Annotated in this window: 11 protein-coding genes; 6 read left to right on the plus strand and 5 right to left on the minus strand. The window is 53.6% G+C overall.

Features of this window, described 5'->3' with window-relative positions; all coding sequences use genetic code 11:
• The first annotated feature begins 428 nt into the window (after positions 1–428).
• The 6 genes from VI340_RS17625 (at position 429) to VI340_RS17650 (ending at position 9580) form a co-directional block, all read left to right on the plus strand.
• The gene (locus VI340_RS17625) at positions 429–1235 is read left to right on the plus strand and encodes a glycosyltransferase family 2 protein (RefSeq protein WP_336330192.1); all 807 of its coding nucleotides are present in this window, start codon (positions 429–431) and stop codon (positions 1233–1235) included.
• Between the two features lie 796 nt (positions 1236–2031).
• A complete protein-coding gene (locus VI340_RS17630; protein WP_336358861.1) occupies positions 2032–3168 on the plus strand; it encodes a Gfo/Idh/MocA family protein in 1137 nt (378 codons plus the stop codon).
• Positions 3169–3406: 238 nt separating this feature from the next.
• The gene (locus VI340_RS17635) at positions 3407–4912 is read left to right on the plus strand and encodes a lipopolysaccharide biosynthesis protein (protein ID WP_008311658.1); all 1506 of its coding nucleotides are present in this window, start codon (positions 3407–3409) and stop codon (positions 4910–4912) included.
• A 58-nt stretch (positions 4913–4970) separates the two neighbouring features.
• Positions 4971–5471, plus strand: coding sequence for a hypothetical protein (locus VI340_RS17640; RefSeq protein WP_336358862.1), 501 nt, complete (start codon positions 4971–4973; stop codon positions 5469–5471).
• Positions 5472–6679: 1208 nt separating this feature from the next.
• Entirely contained in the window at positions 6680–8308 is a 1629-nt protein-coding gene (locus VI340_RS17645) for a carbohydrate-binding domain-containing protein (protein WP_008311662.1), read from the plus strand.
• 12 nt (positions 8309–8320) lie between these two features.
• A complete protein-coding gene (locus VI340_RS17650; RefSeq protein WP_008311664.1) occupies positions 8321–9580 on the plus strand; it encodes a hypothetical protein in 1260 nt (419 codons plus the stop codon).
• Positions 9581–9623: 43 nt separating this feature from the next.
• On the opposite strand, the gene VI340_RS17655 is transcribed toward VI340_RS17650, so the two are convergent.
• The 5 genes from VI340_RS17655 to VI340_RS17675 all read right to left on the minus strand — a co-directional run bounded on the left by VI340_RS17655 (position 9624) and on the right by VI340_RS17675 (position 16368).
• Positions 9624–10922, minus strand: a complete 1299-nt coding sequence (locus VI340_RS17655; RefSeq protein ID WP_336330188.1) for a hypothetical protein — start codon at positions 10920–10922, stop codon at positions 9624–9626.
• A gap of 70 nt (positions 10923–10992) precedes the next feature.
• Positions 10993–12174: a glycosyltransferase gene (locus VI340_RS17660; RefSeq protein ID WP_336330187.1), complete on the minus strand. Its 1182-nt coding sequence runs from the start codon at positions 12172–12174 to the stop codon at positions 10993–10995.
• A gap of 76 nt (positions 12175–12250) precedes the next feature.
• Positions 12251–13447, minus strand: coding sequence for a sulfatase-like hydrolase/transferase (locus tag VI340_RS17665; protein WP_008311669.1), 1197 nt, complete (start codon positions 13445–13447; stop codon positions 12251–12253).
• Between the two features lie 113 nt (positions 13448–13560).
• Complete coding sequence (locus VI340_RS17670) at positions 13561–14517, minus strand: glycosyltransferase family 2 protein (protein WP_049943007.1); 957 nt, start codon at positions 14515–14517, stop codon at positions 13561–13563.
• Between the two features lie 60 nt (positions 14518–14577).
• Complete coding sequence (locus tag VI340_RS17675) at positions 14578–16368, minus strand: hypothetical protein (protein WP_336330185.1); 1791 nt, start codon at positions 16366–16368, stop codon at positions 14578–14580.
• Positions 16369–16588 lie beyond the last annotated feature (220 nt).

Below are 16588 nucleotides of genomic sequence, written 5' to 3' on the forward strand. Positions count from 1 at the left end.
TCCAAACCACCTTCAAATAGTACGCGCTAGTAGTAGCATAACAAAACGGGAAGACCATGTATTGATTGGCTATGTGCGCTGGATGGGTTCGACAGTTCGTGGGAGTCTTCATCATCTGGCTCTCGGCGACGTTGGGGGGGATGATATTTATCGGCCGTTGGAACCCGTTGTTGTATTACCTGCTCAGCTACGCAGGCTTTCTGTTTGCGGTCGAACTCAGTAACCCAGACGGTGTCCGCCCAAAAAATCACAAACGACTACGCTGGGTTTCCATGGGTGGGTTTGTGGTGTTCATCTATGGAGTTGTATCGTGGGTACAGGCAGTCATTGCAACCATGCCAGGGTAGGACAGGTGAATGCGTTGCCTACTAATGACAGGATGCCTATACTAATGTCTTGAAGGGGAGTTCTACTTCATAGAAGAATTAATGGTATCGGTCAGCGTTGTTATCGCGACATTGAAGCCGCGGGATGAGATTGAAGCAATACAGTGCCTCAAAGAGCACGCGTTCGACGACTTTGAGGTTATCGTGTGTGATGAGAGCCCTGTGACTAGAGCCCGAAATGAGGGGATCAAACAAGCCACAACCGACAAGATCGTATTTCTGGATGATGATTCCCGACCTCGCCCAGAATATCTTCAAAAAGCGGATGAACTCCTCGAAACAGAGGCGGCATACGCCGGTCGAACCATTCACCCAGTCAATGATGTGTTTGCTCGCCATTTCACCACCCATTACGACTGGGGGGACGATCCTTGCTACGTCAACCACTTCTGGGGCTGTAACATGGGCGTTCACAGGGACGTGTTCAAGGCGGTCGGTGGGTGGGACGAACAGATGGGGTGGGGTCACGAGGAAAAGGAACTCGCCAGGCGAGTTAGAGCCGAGTTTGATATTCGGTACGATCCCGAACTCATCGTTGACCATCCGTACGCGTCGTCTATTACTGAATACTGGAAGAAACAGTATAAGCTCGAAACAAAGAGTCCGTACTACTGGTCAAAATGTAACGTCTCGCGAGCAGATCAACTCAAGAATATTTTCTGTGAGGTACTTGACCCGCTGAATTACGTCAGAATAACGCCGGTAGCTACCGTTATAGAAGCGGGCAGTACTGTTGCAAAGACAGCTGGACGTATTCGAGGATTCCTCAACCACACCCACTACGAAGAGGACAGAGGCGAAGTACCTAATATTGACCGACCCTCGGAATCCGCGGGACCGTCAGACTAACTGTCTCTGGGTCTCTTCGGTGTTCTAAATTTAGGCAAACTAGCAGCTGCTGGCCCAACTCTTTCCTCAGAGAGAGTCGTGATATATGCCGTACTAGTTACTCGCCGAACCCCTGTTCACCATACCCATCTTCGCCGTACCCACGATACAATATCTCCCGCTTCAAAAGCACTGCAACTCCGAACGAGAGTCCAGTCGCAACAAGGGATAGAATGGTCCGTCGGGTCGCCTGCTCCGACTCCACGGTTCTAGTCTCTTCATCTGAAGACATCAGTACGGTGAGATAGTCCCCCTCGCGACCGTAGCTACGCTTTGTCGGCGACGAATGTGGTCCATCGTTATCAAGAATCCAACGACGGAGACCGTTTTAGTAAACAGGCCATACCGGCAGCCATGCTGCAGCGTATCCTATCATTGATCACATATGATTTGGACAGAGACCCGGCTACTATACAAATAGGGGCATCCCGGGATTAAACGCCAACTGGTTTAGCTGGCTTCATATATTCGATCAAGAAGCGACCGTGGTCAGTTCACGAGTGAACAGATGCTTAGCTGGTGGTCTGATTGTCCTGGTTGGAATCCGCCAAGATCGCAGTAGTTAAGAGTCATATAATACACTGTGCGTGTTCTAAAACTACACGAGATGGCTGCGTACACCCTCTCTGATAGAAGGAGGCCAGAGTTTCAGATATATTGTCACGGTAGCATTGGTAGACCAGCCAGTCAGCGTGGACTGTCTGAATGAATCGGTACGAGGTTACTACTATTGAGGCTACTATCCCACCTTCCATCGATGACTTACACTGTCGCAGTCATTGGGACTGGTGCAGATCCGGACGACCCGGATACCGACGGGTTCGCAATGGCATATAGGCACGCAGGCGCGTACAGGCGGTTAGACTCGTGTGAACTTACCGCCTGTGCCGACGTCGTCCCTGAGAATGCGAGAAATTTCGGAGAACAATGGAACCTCCCTGACGGAAACGTCTACACGGACACTGAGAAGATGCTCACTGCTGTCGAGCCCGACATTGTCAGTGTCTGCGTTCCGCCCCATATCCACGCACCTGTCGTGATGACGTGTGCTGAGAGTGGGGTAATGGACGCGATCCACTGTGAAAAGCCGATGGCAACGAGATGGGAGGACTGTCAGAAAATGGCATCGGCCTGTAAGCGGGCCGGAATCCAGCTTACGTTCAACCACCAACGACGGTTCGGAAAGCCGTTCCGGACGGCCAAGTCGCTGCTTGAAAACGGAAAAATAGGCTCATTAGAGCGAATCGAACTCGGTGGAAAAAATCTATTTGATTACGGGTCGCACCTGTTTGACCTCTGTGGGTACTTCACTGACCAAGCGATGTCGAAATGGGTGATGGCTGGGATCGAATACAGCGAGGAAAACGTGCAGTTTGGGGCCCACAACGAGAATCAGGCCATCGCGCAATGGCGGTATACGAACGGTGTCAACGGGCTCGCATCGACAGGGGACGGTGGCATTGTCGACTGTCATATGCGGTTGCTGGGCTCAGACGGAATGATAGAAATAGGTGGTGAGGTTCCGCTACGGGTCCGGACCGGGAAAAACTGGACAACGGTCAACACTGGGGGAGAGGACGTACATGGTCCCAACGAGACAATATTCGACGCTGCAAAACAGAAAATCAGCGCTCGTATACCGGGAGCCACTGTAGAAAACGCGAGACCTGAAACCTATATCGACCGTGCCATAGCGGACACCGTCGACGCACTGGACACGGGTCGTGAACCTGAACTTTCAGCTGACAACGCTCTGCAGGCAACGGAGCTTATATTCGGGTGCTGGGAGTCAGCTCGGCGGTGTGGGCGAGTCGATTTCCCACTAGAAATCGACGACAACCCGCTGGAGTCGATGGTCGAAAGCGGACAAGTACTCACTGCTGACAATCGATAAATTCCAGTACACCCCGAACAGTTGCACACTGAGACTGAGTGGCAAGATACGCCCTGATAATGCGGCTGCGTCACAGTTACCCCGCCCATAACAAACAGATGGTATCCGAAGTATGTAGCAACGGAGAGTCTATGCAGGCACAGCAATATCGAGTACTGAGTCGGAAGAACACACTGGTGTCCGTCAATCGGCCTAGTGTTGTGGCTCGTCACACACGCAACAGGGAGTTCGAACGGCGATGCTAGATAAACTGAAACGGTTGATAAAGAGGCTGCTCCCGGCCAGTGATGACGTGATGGAGCAAACCGTAAAGAGTGGCGTGTGGGTCGGTGTGATGAACGTCACAGAACGGGGACTAGAACTGTTGTTGCTAGTCATCGTTGCCTCACTGTTGTCCCCGCGTGCAGTCGGGTTGATGGGGATCGCGCTGTTGACGCTCTCTTCACTCAAGAAGTTCTCCGAGTTGGGAATCAAGTCCGCTCTGATACAGGCCGAGGAGGACAACGTCGACGACGAGCTCAACACTGCTTGGACAATCGAGACAGCCAGAGGGACTGTAATTGCCGTTATTCTGTTCCTCGGGGCCCCGTTTATTGCGTCGTTGTTCAACGAACCTGCGGCGACCGATCTATTTCGGGTCATCGCCCTCTCACCGTTTATTGTTGGGTTACGAAACCCTGCTGTCGTCTATTTCCAGAAGAGTCTAGATTTCCACAAAGAGTTCGTGTATAGGGTCAGCGGCGCGGTGGCATACTTCGTCGTCACCGTAGGCATAGCTCTGTATGACCCAACTGTCTATGCACTGGCAATCGGATTTATCGCCGGGGACGCCGCCCGGTTTCTCGTCTCGTATCTGGCAGACGGGTACCGTCCGTGGCCTTCGTTCGATATCGATGTCGCGAAGAAGCGCTACAGTTTCGGAAAGTGGGTTACGGCCAATTCAATCCTGTATTTCCTGTACAGTAGAGGAGACGACGCGTTTGTCGGCTGGGCGCTCATGGCAAGTGCACTGGGATTTTACCAGCTCGCCTACCGGCTCTCGAACGCGCCGGCGACCGAAATCACACAGACAATCTCCAGTGTGACGTTCTCGGCGTATTCGAAAGTGCAGAACGACGTCGAGAAGCTGCGGTCCGGATACTTCCAGACGCTCAGAATGACCACATTGGCTTCGTTCCCAGCGGCAATGGGTATCGCGGCAGTCGCACCCGCGTTTGTCGAGGCGTTTTTTACCCCCGAATGGCAGCCGATGATACCAGTGATGCAGTTGTTGGCTATCTACGGACTGTTGCGTTCGATGGGTGCGACGATGGGACCGGTCTGGAAAGCAGTCGGGCGACCGGACTATATCGCTAAACTCTCTGCTGTACGTGTGGCCCTCATTGCTGTATTCATCTATCCGGTCACGATGATGTATGGAATCGAAGGTACTGCAGCTCTCATTACGGGTATCTACATTTTCCCGATGATGCCGATCGACATCTATCTTATCGCCCGGACCGTGGAAGCGTCTCCGGTTCGAGTCCTCAAGGAGGTATCGTATCCACTGGTGGCGAGTCTTGGGATGGCAGTCGCAGTGGCCTACGTCTATCAGACGGTGACCCTCAATGCGCCGGTATTGGAGTTTATCCTGTTGGTCCTCGTTGGTATTGGAGTCTATGTGGCCCTGGCCCTGGCTCTCATGTTTAGTTTCAATTGGGAAGTCAAGCAGAACCTCGAATCAATATTCGATGCGTTGGCGTGATCGAAATGAGACAGACAATCCAAATCAATCGACCCGGCGAAAAGAGGAGCACAGCGCGATGAAGCGACGAACAGTGCTTGCTGGCGTCGTCCCGTTCTTACAGGTCGGGCGGTGGTTAGATCAGCTGCTGCTCGTGAATCAAGGTGAGATAGTTCAAAAGCGGTTCGTCGGCATCGCCGAGGGGGAGACGACTGAGATCACCGTCACTGACGATGACGGGACAACTGTTTCATCCGAACACGAGGGACAGCTTGGGCAGTCACCAGCAGAGATATCACCTGAGGTTGCAACCTCCCTGCGGGAAACATACGACTCGATACGTTTCCACATTACAGTAAACCACCACAACGGCAGTCCCAAAGTGTTCAGTCGGACCGGAACGATAGAGTACCGGACGTCCAGAACGCTCTACAGCGGGATCGCAGTGGGCGACCACATTTCGTTTCAGACATCTCTCCTGAACGCTGACACCATCATTTCGCTGTCGTGCCTGGCAAACGAGAAGGAGTCCCTACAACGTCGGTGTCGAGTCGGAGTCGAGGACCCGACCGCGGAATGAGATAGACCGCTCCAAAGTAGAGCCTCATTCAGAAATATCGCGTGGAGCGTGGGACGCATTTTCCCAGAGAATATCGCCTTTGAATACACTCTGCGTTAGGTCCAGCAACAAGGTTGTTTTCGAGAGAATTCATCGCAATCGAAAATGCCAGTACCGAAGTATTGCACGAGGTGATTCACAAATGTCAATCCGCATCTTATGAGCAGCCCAATAGTACGGCTGCTGAACCGAATATACTCCGAGAGGCTGTAATGGTTCACAGCTACAGACGTGAGTGACAGCCATCTTGTACTCATTGCTGAGAATAGCATGTAAATCGGACAGGACTGATAGAGACCACAAAATTACTCGCAAACGGCTTGAACATCTTGCCACCACAAGAGAATTTGAGCGACGAGGTCGTGGTCTCTGAAACAGGACTCGGTGACCTAGGCCGATTGACTTTCAGATCGAGCGGATCTGCTGGTCACGAAGTAGAGTGATATCAGATGGTAGTACCTTCCTAACATTACAAAGATACCGTAATGCTACCATACTAAACGAGTATTAGTTTCCCAACTGCCATTTTCGATTATAATATTTGTTCCAAATGTGGTATGCAAGAAAGTATCGCATGGTCAGCAAGTTATGCAAACAAGATTCAACCGGTAACAACGAATAAAATAGTAAATAGGGATTACCGGAGTGTGACCAACGAAGAACAGAATCGCTCGCACGACAGTGGTGAGGTGTCGCGAGATAAAAGTAGTACGACGGGAACAACCGTCATAGACCGCCGCACGTGCATGAAATTAGCAGGTGTTGCCGCTGCGTCTTTGGCAGGATGCGCCGGTAAAGGTGATCCTACCGCAGGAGGATCGGCAGCAAAATTCGGATACGGTGGTGAGCCTGCAGTTACGACACAACTCAGCGCAGTCGATGTTTCGAAGGTGGCCGAAGACACCAGTATGGCAAGTTCGGTCAGCAGCCTCAGCATCGATTCTCCGCTCTCAACAACACTGTCTCCAAGCTCCTCTGATCTCTTTGCGTTCAGGCCCGACAGCGAAAATGTAGCGGTTAAATTCACACCGGGTACAGACACAGGTGCTGCTGCGGTCGGACTGTTCAATCCGGATGGTGAATTACTCTCCCAGGCGTACGCGAGTTCAGATGTCCCGGTGTATCTGCCGGAATCACTCTCAGCCGGTAGTACACACTACCTGCAAGTCATGGACGTCAGTCGAAGCGGTGGCGATTACTCACTCACCATTTCGACGGATAGTACGACGCAGTCTCAGTCACCGTACAAAGGGACAGTCAGGGCAATTCCCGGACGTATTCAGGCCCAGAACTTCGACATCGGTGGCGAAGGCGAGGCGTACCACGACACGTCTAGCGGAAATATCTACGGTTCGGCTAACCGAGATACTGACGTTGATATCCGACCAACAGAGGACGAGTCAGGAAAGTACAATATCGGCTACTTTCAGGCCGGAGAGTGGCTCGAATACACAACTGATGTCTCGCCGGGGACGTACGATATTAGAGTCCGAGTGGCGTCAGCACTCTCTGATGGGCGACTCGAACTGTCTCTTGGAGATCGTACCCTCACGACGGTCGCTGTCCCTAATACGGGCGACTGGACCTCGTGGGAGACAGTCACAGTAGAAGACATCGAAATCGAGTCCGAGCAGCAATCGACGCTTCGCGTCGAAGCACTGGATTCCGGTGTAGAATTCAATTGGCTTGAATTCGATAGAGTCGATGCGCAGAAACCGTACAATGGGACTCTAGCAACGATTCCCGGGCGCATCGAGGCACAAAACTACGACACGGGTGGCGAAGGAGTATCGTACTCCGATACGACCGCTGGGAACGAATACGACACCAGTTACCGTGACACCGATGTCGACATCCGGCAGACCCAAGACGACTCTGGGGAGTACAACATCGGTTACTTCGAAGACGGCGAATGGCTCGAATACTCGGCTGATGTTTCGCCAGGCCAGTATGATCTAAAAGTCCGTGTCGCCACGACACAGGACGACAGACAGCTCCGGTTCCACTTGGGCGACCGAGAACTTGGAACGGTGGACGTGCCGAACACCGGCGGCTGGACGACCTGGGAGACGGCAATAGCTGAGGACGTGACCATCGATGCCGATGGACAGCAAGTGCTCCGGGTCGAAGCTATCGGGTCCGGCATCGATTTCAACTGGGCCGAGTTCGAGGTCGCCGGGAATCAGCCGTTCGACGGCGTCCCGACGCTTCCTAGCAGGGTACAGTCACAAGCATTCGACCTGGGCGGCGAGGGCGTGTCGTATCACGACACTACTGCCGGCAGTGAGTACGATCTCGGTTATCGGGACTCCGACGTCGATATCCGGGAAACGCAGGACAATTCCGGGAAGTACAACGTTGGGTATTTCGAGGACGGCGAATGGCTCGAATACACCGCGGAGGTGCCGGCCGGAACATACGACATCGACGTTCGCGTCGCGACGACACGAGACAACAGGCAACTGCAGTTCAGCCTCGACGGCGAGCAACTCGGGACAGTGGATGTACCGAACACCGGCGGCTGGACGACTTGGGAAACGGCAACGCTTCCTGACGTAACGGTCCAGGATGGTGGCGAGCACGTCATCCAGGTGAAAGCAGTTGGCTCCGGCATTGATTTCAACTGGTTCGAATTCCGCGAAGCGGCCGAGACGGAAACATCGACTGAAACTGAGACGGCGACACAGACACCGACCGAAACGGAGACGCCGACAGAAACCGAGACCATGACGGAGTCAGACACTGACGACTTCGGCAGCGACGGCTACGGAATGGGTGGGTACGGGGGTACCCAGTAATACAACAGAACAATGGCAGAACGATACAACACACCCGCGGAGGGCACGCTCGATTGGCACGTACCACTTAACGAAAACTTCGAAAAGCTCGACAGCCACGTCGAACTCCGGGACGCTGAGTCCAACATCAGCCAGTACGAACCGAAGACGGGGTCGAAGTTCCTCGCGACCGATACCGGCACGGTATACATTGGCGATGGCAGCAACTGGAACCGCGTCGGGAGCCTCAGTGCGTCCGACGACTCAGTTTCCGAGGCCGACGACGGTTCGCTCATCGCACCGCCGGGCGAAGTACAGTCCGTGATCGATCAAGCGTCCAAGTCACACACATGGGCACAGGGACCGAGCCGAACTGTAAAGCTCGTCTCCGGGGAGAACTACTTCCCGTCGGATACTATCAAACTGAAACGTAACATCCGACTCGAATGTAACGGCGCTCGGATCATGCCGGAAGGTGACTTCAACGTCATCGAGATGTACCGCGGGACGCAACTCATCGACCCGTTCATTGACACCCGATCGGTCAATTGGAATTCGACGCAGGTCGTCGTCGGCGCACCGGACGCAGACAAAATCGAACTGGCGAACCGCGCAACCGTCGAAAATGCCTATCTCTGGGGGACTCCCGGAGAGGGCATCGGACTCCAGTTCTTGGGCGGCTCGAAACCCTGCTCGATGCAGGTCGCCAGCGGAACAATACACGGATTCGATATCGCGATCGACCTCTATGCCAGCGGTGACGATTACAGCGGACAGGGCGACTGGTCGAACGGGAACCAGTTCTACGGCTCACTGGAAGCCTTCCGTGTTGGCGTCAACCAGCGCTCTGAGGGCGCCGAAGTTTCCGGTAACGTCTTCAAGTTGATGGTCCAGCCTGACAACGACGTGAGCGAATGGCTCTGGTACATGGAGGACGACCCCCGATCCGAAAGCGACCGAGACGACAATATGTACCGGAAGTCTGGGAACACCATGATGGTGTATCCGTGGGACAACAACAATTATATCGACAACAATCCCTTCGCTGAGAGTAGCGACCGTAAGCCGCCGGTGTGGTATATCGGCGAGGGAATAAACTACGGTAATTCACTCGTTGACCAGTCCGGAAAGCTCGGGAACCAGTATATCGTTAACAATTCGGATTACCCAGATCGGAACGGGATTTTCACCTATCATGGTGGCGAAGTCACCGGCACCAGGCAGTTCTCACACCCGCCTGCGTACCAGCGGAATAGCGAAAGTCGTATGTGGCACGAAGACTCAAAGAACTAAGGTCTGAGCGGCCCTTAGGCGATAATAGCGTGGGAGTAACTATCTACTCCGCATTGCGCGACTGCGGGTGCCAATGTCGGCTATCGTTTCGCTGATATGCCGGGTTTGTCTCAAACTCTGTTGTACCAACGACGAAGCCACCGTGTGCAGTGAAGATACCGTTTCGGTCGGGCGTATCTGAATCGTTGAGTACGTACTGGTTTCCTCGTACCCCGCTCAGATCCATGAGTGAATTTCCGTACCGACGACCACGTCCGATAAACCAGAATGGCGCATCTCGATCACTCTCTGAATAATATGAGTTGTTCTGCTTGAATGACGATACGTCCCACGGATAAGCCATTACAGTATTGCCTTTCATCACGAATTTGTTATCACCGCGAGACTCTCGGGGGTCGTCCTTCATGTACCAGAGCCATTCACTTACTTCTGGGTCAGGCTGAGTCTGTACGCGGACGGTATTCCCGCTCACCTCCGCACCGTCCGACCGCATACTAATCCCGATCCGGAAGTCCTGTATCCGCCCCCAGAACTGATTCCCGTTCGACCAGTCGCCTTGCGGATCGCGGTTCTCCCCAGCAGCGTAGAAATCTACTGCTCGATCAAACCCGTCGAGGGTCCCATTAGCGACCTGCATCGAGCAGGGTTTCGATCCACCACGAAACTGAATGCCGATACCCTTGCCTGTGTCTCCAAGGAGATACGCGTCCTTTACCCAGGCGCGGTTGGCCGTATCTAACTTCTGTGCGTCTTCGGGACCAATAACAATCTGTGTCGAACTCCAGTTTTTGCCGCGAGTATCGACAAACGGGTCAATCAGAACGGTATCACGGACGAGTTCGAAAACATCAAAATCGCCAGTCGGGACGACTCTAGCCCCATTACACTCCAGTCTAACACCTCTCTTGAGCCGGACAGTCTCGGATACTTCGTACGTCTCTCCGGAGACCATCTTGACTGTCTGTGCAGGAGCCTGTCCGAACTCAGATCCAGTAGATGCGGTATCGATAACGTCTTGTAGTTGTCCTGGTTGGGCGATGAACGTTCCGTCACTCATTACCGTGGCTCTCTCACTGGTCTCACCAAGCGAAACGGAACGTGCGCGGCCTGCCGTGCTTCCGAACTCCAGCCACTCTTCTCCGCTTCCCATAAATATGCGTCGCGAATCTGTCGCGAGGAACTTGGCCCCCTCTTTTGGTTGATACTGATCCAGATTTTCGGCAGCATCCTTGATCTCGACCTCAGTATCGATACGAGAGAAATTCTCGTTCAACGGGATATGCCAATCCTGTGTTCCGCGATCCGGACGCTGGTAGCTATGATTCGGCGTCTCTTCAGCCATATCTGTCAATTTACACAAACCAAGTAAAATATACTGTTGTTACTCTCCCGGTAAGCTTGCGGGGGAGCCGTTACCCGGTCAGCGGCTGTACGTAGGGGGTCTCTTCGGGCTCTGTCTCGATTTCCTGATACAATCGCTCGAACCCGTCCACCATCGATTCGATCGTAAACTCGCTTGCCGCCCGCTGTCCTGCGGCGGTTCCAAGCGTTTCAGCGAGTGGCTGGTGCTGATGTAGACGGATGGTGGCCCACGCAATTTCGTCGGGTGCCTGCACGTCGACGAACAACCCCGTCCGGTAATTCTCCAACAGATCGCTAGTACCATCCACAGGTGTCGCGACGATCGGAAGCTCCGCGGCCATCGCTTCGATCACTGCACCAGGGAGCCCCTCGTAATGAGATGGGAAGGCGAAGACATCCATCGCACCGAGAAGCGCTGGGACATCCTGTCGCGTTCCGAGGAAATGAACCGAATCAGCACATCCGAGTGAGTCGACCCGTTCCGCCATCCTCTCCCGATCGCGACCGTCACCGACGAAAACAAGATGTGCATCGGGTATCTCGGAGACGATAGACGGCCACGCATCAAGCAGATCGAAATGGCCTTTCCGCTCGACGAGACGACCGACGGTTCCGACTACAGTGGCCCCCATCGGGATGTCTAGCTCTGATCGCAGCTCCGCCGAGTCTGTCGTTCGGTACTGTTCGATGTTCCGGCCATTGTAGACCACTGCCACGTTTTCTTCCTCTGCACCGCGTTCAACAGCGTAGTCCCGTCCCGCTGTGGAGTTCGAAACGATCACATCTGAAAGTGAGATCGTCATCCGATCGATAACGCGGCGTACGAACGGTTCCTCGTTAGGTACTTCACGAATGCCGGTAATAATGGATGCAGAACAGAACACGCCGGCGAGCCTGGCAATTACGTTGTCGTAAAAGAGGAATGACTGTATGAGATCGGGTTGTTCACGACGGGCGGCGAGACAGAACTTGAGCGGGGCGAACAGATAGACGAGCGGGCTTTCGACGCCCTCTATCGCCCCGTTCGCAACACGACCAGCGTCCGTAAGCGACCGAACGGTGACCTCCGGTGAGAGTTCTGTTTCGAGCGGGTTCGTAGAGAATATTGTCCAGATGGTGACGTCGTACTCCTCTCCGTTGACTTCGTTCGCCAGGTCGATGAGTGTGCGCTCGGCACCACCGACGACAAGTGCACCGATAAAGTACCAGAGAGTCTTACGCTCCGCTGTCATTCTTGAATCACTCCATAGGGCTGTCTGCTATTTGTAAGATGAGGTGTGGACTCCGTGTTCACGGGAACGGTCATGCTCAAAGGTAACCCATGTTTTCGAGCTGTTCTGTCGTCTCCTCGTCGATGTCGCGTACTGTCTCCTCACTCTCCCCGGAGAGGATATCCGCGATCTCCGCCCGCGCTTCGTCCTCAGTAAACTTCGGGGCCCCATACGCCTGATGTCCCGGCAGGAACCGACAGTATGAATCTCGAAGCTTCCTGTTGTGGAAGACCTGTCGACCGAAGGGTTTCTGCAGTAGCAACGCCAGAAAGACAATCGATGATGTCGTTTTGTGTCCGTCCACGAACGTGTGGCCACCGTGTTCGTCCCAGAGGCTCCTGATTGTCCGCTCAAACCCGCCAGTGAGACTGACGAACGTCTCGGCGGGCCCCGGTAACGAGCCGTATCGAATGTGGTTCAGGTGCGTATAGCCCGTCGTCCGACCCTCTCCCTCTGTGTTCCCATCCACCCTACCGAAATCAGGTCGCGAGGACATCGCACTGGTGACCGTCGGTAAGATGTCCACATGGTGTAAGAGCCCGTTCTCGCCAGAGGAGTCCAGCTCCGGATGAATGAACGACGTCGGAACGTATACGACCTCAGGCGTCGCGAGGTGTGTGTGTCCGAAGTACCCGTACTCTCCGAGGACCTCACCGTGGTCACTGGTATAGATGACGAGGGTATCTTCACGAAGGCCTCTGCGTTCAAGCGTCTGGAGGACGCGCTTGAACTCTTCGAACGACCGGTCTACACCATTGTAGTAGTCTTTTCTCGCCGTTTCCGGGTCCGACGATACGCGCCAGAGATATTCGAGAGCGGTCTCGTTGCGGTATTCGTAGTCGTCCCAGTCGAATCCGTCGTACGGCGCGTGGCCACCGGGCCGGCGCGCAACGTGGACGAATGGTGGCTCGACATCGTCAATCGATTTCCGTGGGGGATTAGCAAACATCTCCGCAATACTGTGATTCATGCCGCCCTGAGCAGCTATCGAAACCTCGTGACTCTCAATATCGAATACTGAGCGGACGTTTGCAGGCACAGAATGCTTGAAGCTGTGGATGTTGCTGTTCGGTGGTAACAGCCCGGTCAACAAACTCCCGAACGACGTGGGCGTGTGTGTTGATGCTGCAATCGTCTTATGGGTCTGCCCGAGTTCCGCAAGATCATCGTTAATTGCGTTATATCTGACAGCGTCGTCAACGTATATGAGGACGTTCTCTACGTCGATCTCCATGCTATCAGAGGGTGGCTACTACAACAATATAGTAAAGACACACCTACGAGGTATGAAACAGCACATAAAAAAACAGTACCCGGTGACTGGACGGGATATCTACCGAAAACATCTCATTTCGTAATTGTTTCAGTTTTAATCGAGTTGAGGGCCTTCATGGCGTTTTTCGCCGGCTTGTAGCTAAATCTGCCCCCAAGCGCAGCGAGTGCAAACAGCCACCTGTCGGTTCGAAACGGCCAATAATACACTGATTTAAGCAGTTGCGTTCTCGCATCAGAGTATGCTCTGGAACGTAACGCTTCTTGTCCAAGAATGAACAGCAGTGACGCGAGGAAGGCCCGTTCGTACCGGCGTCCGTACCCTGCAGCGAGTTCTCGGTGTTTCTCTACCATTAACGGGTAGGAGATATCCCGCTTCTCAGCGTAGTTATTGCTGATTCGGTCCGCTTTCTCAGGACAGTTCCGATATGTCAGTACTTCGGGGATCACGCGAAACTCGCTATGTAGCGAGAGTCGTATCAGCCACTCTCTATCTTGCCAGCTGGGAAACCGGTCGTCAGGCAGCCCGGCCTGTGGGATGATATCAGCCGAAACCATCAGTGTCGAGAATTCACCGAACGACTCCCCCAGGAGGAGGTCTTTGGTAACATTCCCTTCCGCCGTGAAGATAACGTCCCGTGTGTAGTCCCCGTAATCGTACTCACAGCCGGTGTAGACTACGCCGACGCTGTCAGCGCTCTCTGCCATCTCAGTAACCTGTCGAGCAATCTTTTCGGAGTCCCAGGCGTCGTCGTCATCTAATAACGCGATGTACTCGCCTTCTGCCCGCTCAATGCCTGTGTTCCTTGCCTGGTTCGCTCCTCTGTTCTCTTGGTGACGGACACAGTTGACTTCAATACCCCGTAGCGGCTCTCCGGCTAGTGTATCGGCTGCCGGCTGCGGGGAGTGATCGTCGATGACGATGAGTTCGATGTTTGGGTACGTTTGCTCTGCGACACTCCGTGCTGCACTCCGAAGTCTGTCCGGTCGTTTGTATGTCGGGAGGACAACGCTGACGAGCGGATTTGGCATATGGCTGGTGGTGGTTTGCGGCATCTAAAGTTAGTGTCTGGCTATGCGTGGCTCTGCTGGCTAATTTTGGGGCGCTACGGACCACCCAGTGAACCCACCGTTGGTATAAACCTTGTTTGCCGTTGGATCGTTGTGTATTCTCGCCAGACTGTCTTCACCGTATCGGAATAGATATTCCTGTTGGTCTTTTGTATAATACGAGGCAGTGTGCTGTTTGACATCGTGTGTCTTCGTGACAACGTAACTTCGGCCAAACGTATCAGAGGCGATAACATCCTGGCTGAAATAGCCGAGGTTCCGAGGCAAGTTATTGTTCATACCGAAACTCTGTGGGTAGTAGCGGGGATGGTTTGTGCCTAAGACGAACGCTTCCATCTTATGTGACGTATCCATTGCATGGATCGGAACCCCTTCGTCAATATTCGCTGCCATGAATTGAGACCCATCGTACTCTGCGTAGGTCATGTGACGGTTTGGCTCGTAGGCAGCACTTGCAGCGAGACAGGCACCTAGGAGTACGAGTACGGTCAAAGCAACGGTGGTTACCGAGTTGCGCTTGGTGGCGCTATGGATGAGTGCCATCCCCACGAGGACTGCAGCGAACAGGAGTGCGTATCTGTTTACTCTTATTATACCTTTCACGATGAGATTGCTAAGGAGGAAGATCGCTGCGATACCGAGTCCTGCAACGAAGTGAACCGAACCGAAGCCCCAGTCGTACCGCATCCGTTCGGAGAGAAACCAGTATAGGGTCAAAAGGACGAATGTCCCGGCGATAGTGAAGTAAATTGTGGTCGAGCCGTACAGAGTGATGAATTTCTCGGCGAGCTGTAGAGGTGAAAACTGGACTGAGCCGGCTCGTTGTACCTCTCTGGCTGCTGGGTTCATATCATCCTGTGCCGCAACGACTTTTATTATGGCCTGGCGTGTCTGACCGAAATTGGTGAGCCAGGCGAATAGGAGCGGAAGAAAGGCCACACCAAGCCGCGGACTGAGTTGCGGAGTGGACGATAGGGAAAGCCGTCCGAACAGCCCGGAATACACCGAGGTTAACAGTAATATACCTAGCATAAACAGGGTTGTCATCGGGTGTGAGTAGATGATGAACAGGCCAACCAGAAGAATCAAGAGCAGGTACTCGTTGTCGTTACTCCGTCGGTACAGTTCTGTGAGCGTGAGCAGGACCGGAACGATCATGAATGAGTTCATCGCCGGGTGGTTTGAGAGATGGAAGGTCGTATAGATGAGAGTGCTACCGGCTGCTAATCCGGCCGCGAGACTTCCCCGTTTACCCGAGAGCGTCTTCACAAGGACTCCGATTCCGATTATCTGAAGCGTCGTAAACAACAACGCTACCAAGTATGGCATCGCGTCAATCGGGACACCTAGCATCGCCATCTCGGCCATCAGCACATGTTCACCTGGATACCAGATTCCGGGAAGTGTTCCCGTTTCGAGAATCGCCCTAACATCGCCGAAGTGTTGCAGTGCATCTGCCGTTCCTTGTCCGTAAAACCGATAGCCGCGAGCTTTTGGGAGGAAGAAGTACAGCGCGTAGTTTGAAAGGACGAGGCCAAGACCATGTCGCCAGTACCTCGTTTGCGTAATAGCCGCTGCTATCAGCGTCAATATTCCACCGATCATGACCGAATAGAAAGTGAACCAGAACAGCTGGGACAGTCCATCTACCAGCGAAGTTTCATATCCGGTTACCGGTTGAATGGACAGGAAGAGCGCACTCTCGAGGATAAGGATACCGGATAGGAGTATGACCAGATATTCCTGTATGTCACGGTTGGCGAACTCGAAGCTGTCGAACGACTCCCGGTCGAGATTTGTCTCGTGACTCATTTATTACCCTTCTGGCTCGCGATGCAGTGTGAGGTCCACGTCTTTCCCTGCCTTGCATACGGTAGATATTAAGTAATCAGCGACTAACGCGCAGTGGATACACGCCCTCACCAAAGTCAGGCCTCGACCAGCTTCAATAGACCACCTGAACCGCAATATCGATTGGGCCACGAAAACGCGACAGTGGTGTGGAACTGTGCAACCGGAATCAGTCGAGGCT

Source organism: Haloarcula sp. CGMCC 1.6347 (genome assembly GCF_037078395.1).
Lineage (GTDB): Archaea > Halobacteriota > Halobacteria > Halobacteriales > Haloarculaceae > Haloarcula > Haloarcula amylolytica.

Excerpts from the sequence above, each read along its gene's own strand:
- VI340_RS17640 (WP_336358862.1), top strand. The coding sequence starts at position 4,971 with ATGAAGCGACGAACAGTGCTTGCTGGCGTCGTCCCGTTCTTACAGGTC.
- VI340_RS17630 (WP_336358861.1), top strand. The coding sequence starts at position 2,032 with ATGACTTACACTGTCGCAGTCATTGGGACTGGTGCAGATCCGGACGAC.
- VI340_RS17675 (WP_336330185.1), bottom strand. The coding sequence starts at position 16,368 with ATGAGTCACGAGACAAATCTCGACCGGGAGTCGTTCGACAGCTTCGAG.
- VI340_RS17670 (WP_049943007.1), bottom strand. The coding sequence starts at position 14,517 with ATGCCAAATCCGCTCGTCAGCGTTGTCCTCCCGACATACAAACGACCG.
- VI340_RS17665 (WP_008311669.1), bottom strand. The coding sequence starts at position 13,447 with ATGGAGATCGACGTAGAGAACGTCCTCATATACGTTGACGACGCTGTC.
- VI340_RS17655 (WP_336330188.1), bottom strand. The coding sequence starts at position 10,922 with ATGGCTGAAGAGACGCCGAATCATAGCTACCAGCGTCCGGATCGCGGA.
- VI340_RS17625 (WP_336330192.1), top strand. The coding sequence starts at position 429 with ATGGTATCGGTCAGCGTTGTTATCGCGACATTGAAGCCGCGGGATGAG.
- VI340_RS17635 (WP_008311658.1), top strand. The coding sequence starts at position 3,407 with ATGCTAGATAAACTGAAACGGTTGATAAAGAGGCTGCTCCCGGCCAGT.
- VI340_RS17650 (WP_008311664.1), top strand. The coding sequence starts at position 8,321 with ATGGCAGAACGATACAACACACCCGCGGAGGGCACGCTCGATTGGCAC.
- VI340_RS17645 (WP_008311662.1), top strand. The coding sequence starts at position 6,680 with ATGGACGTCAGTCGAAGCGGTGGCGATTACTCACTCACCATTTCGACG.
- VI340_RS17660 (WP_336330187.1), bottom strand. The coding sequence starts at position 12,174 with ATGACAGCGGAGCGTAAGACTCTCTGGTACTTTATCGGTGCACTTGTC.